The sequence below is a fragment of the Lysobacter enzymogenes genome (assembly GCF_017168095.1).
Classification (GTDB): Bacteria; Pseudomonadota; Gammaproteobacteria; order Xanthomonadales; family Xanthomonadaceae; genus Lysobacter; species Lysobacter enzymogenes_D.
On the sequence record NZ_LXSD01000166.1, the window covers coordinates 1 to 2,028 of the forward strand.

A 2,028-nucleotide genomic window follows, 5' to 3' on the forward strand; every position below is an offset into this window, starting at 1 on the left:
CCAGCGGCCTGGCCGCCGGCATCGACGCCGCCGCCCACCGCGCCGCGCTCGAAGCCGGCGGGCCGACCGTGGCCGTGCTCGGCACCGGCCCGGACCTGGCCTACCCGCGCCGCCACGCCGACCTGCTCGCGCGCATCGCCGCCGAAGGCGTCGCGGTCAGCGAATACCCGCCCGGCACCGAAGCCCGGACCGGGCATTTCCCGGCGCGCAACCGCATCGTCGCCGGGCTCAGCCTGGGCGTGCTGGTGGTGGAGGCGGCCGAGCGCTCCGGCGCGCTGATCACCGCGCGCCTGGCCGCCGAGTGCGGGCGCGAGGTGTTCGCGGTGCCCGGCTCGATCCACAACCCGCTGGCGCGCGGCTGTCACCGGCTGATCCGCGAGGGCGCGGGGCTGGTGGAACGCGCGGCCGAGGTCGCCGCGGCGCTGGCCCCGGTCGCGGCCGAACTGGCCGAAGGCTTGCGCCAGCGCCTCGGCGCCCCCATTGACGATGGCCACGCGGCGGTCATACAGGCCGGTCAGGATGGTCCCGGTCCCGTCTCAGGAGACGCCGATCCACCCCGGACCTCGCCCGATTTCGCCGATCCCGACTACCAGTCCTTGTGGAACGCGCTGGGCTTCGACCCTACCGGTATGGATGAACTGGTCCACCGTACTGGATTGACGACCGCGGAACTGTCCTCCATGCTGCTGGTCATGGAGCTTGAGGGTCGCGTTTCGGCGCAGCACGGCCGTTACTTCCGCAACCGCTGAACTCGTATCGGTGCCGCACACCGGCGGTTCACCCGGCCAATCAGCAAGTTCTGACCCACCGCGCCGCATGCGGCGCAGGCCGAGGGAAATGAAAGAGAGCATCCTGGACGTCCTGCTGTACCTGTTCGAGCATTACTTCACCGACGATGCGGACCTCGTCCGCGACCGCGATTCGCTCCGCAGCGGCCCCCTGTTCGAAGAACTGGGCCAGGCCGGTTTCAGCCCCGCCGAGATCAACAAAGCCATCGAATGGCTCGATGCGCTGGCCCAGCAGCGGCCCAGCGTCAGCAGCCCGCGCGCGGACGGGCCGACCCGGATCTACTTCGGGCCGGAACTCGACAAGCTCGACGTCGAGTGCCGCGGCTTCCTGCTGTTCCTGGAACAGCACGGCATCCTCGACGCGGACCAGCGCGAGCTGGTGCTCGACCGCGCGATGGCGCTGGACCAGGACGAACTGGACCTGGACGACCTCAAATGGGTCGTGCTGATGGTGCTGTTCAACCAGCCCGGTTCCGAGGCGGCCTACGCCTGGATGGAAACCCAGATGTTCGAGGACGAGCCCGAGCCGGTGCACTGAACCGGCCCGGCGGCGCCGCACGCGACGCCGTAGCGTCCCGCACGCCGGCACGGCCGCGGCGCCGTGTCTGGCTTCGCGTTCACTGATCGTCGGCGGCCTCGGGCCGCGGCCGTGGCGTGCGCGGGGGTCGCATCGGCTCGAACCGCATCGATTCGAGCCCCATCCGCCCCATCGCACCACCCCGAACCGTATCGTCCGCAGGCGCGACGCAATCGCGCGCCGCCGCTGGTCGCCGCTCGCGCATCCATCCGTCGCCGACGCGGTCGCACGGTCCGGCGACGGCTAGCGTTTTGTGCGCTGCGTGGTAGTTTCATGCGGCTCGCGCGTGCCGGGGTGGCCGTGCGCAGCCTTATTGCGCAACGCTGACGCGGTCTCGACGCAGCGGCGCTTTCCATGACAAGGACGCCCGCGCCCGCCCTCGTGCCGGCCGCGGATTTCGGGGGGAAGGCAATGACGAACTGGTACTACCACGATCCGTCGCAGGGCCGGGTCGGCCCGATCGACACGGAAACCGTGCGCGAGCATTTCCGCGCCGGCCGGATCCAGCGCGACACCCTGGTGTGGCGCGAAGGGCTGCGCGAATGGCAGCCGCTGCAGCGCCTGGAACACGAATTCGGCCTCGGCGCGACGCCGCCGCCGCTGCCGCCGGGGGTGGCGAACGCCGCCGCCACGGACGCAGCGCCCGCCGCCGCGACGCCGACC

The 2,028-nt window shown here is 71.5% G+C and carries 3 protein-coding genes; all 3 read left to right on the forward strand.

Features of this window, described 5'->3' with window-relative positions; genetic code table 11:
* Positions 1 to 749: DNA-processing protein DprA (locus tag A7A76_RS04655; RefSeq protein WP_206410100.1), on the forward strand; the 749-nt coding region annotated here is incomplete at its 5' end.
* Positions 750 to 837: 88 nt separating this feature from the next.
* Positions 838 to 1,326 (forward strand): DUF494 family protein, encoded by a 489-nt coding sequence (locus A7A76_RS04660; RefSeq protein ID WP_206410101.1) that lies wholly within the window; start codon positions 838 to 840, stop codon positions 1,324 to 1,326.
* Positions 1,327 to 1,776: 450 nt separating this feature from the next.
* The coding region (locus A7A76_RS04665; protein ID WP_206410102.1) for a DUF4339 domain-containing protein at positions 1,777 to 2,028 on the forward strand (252 nt) is incomplete at its 3' end.

What these genes read in the sequence shown, in the direction of transcription:
- A7A76_RS04660 (WP_206410101.1), top strand. Translation starts at nt 838, where the DNA reads ATGAAAGAGAGCATCCTGGACGTCCTGCTGTACCTGTTCGAGCATTAC.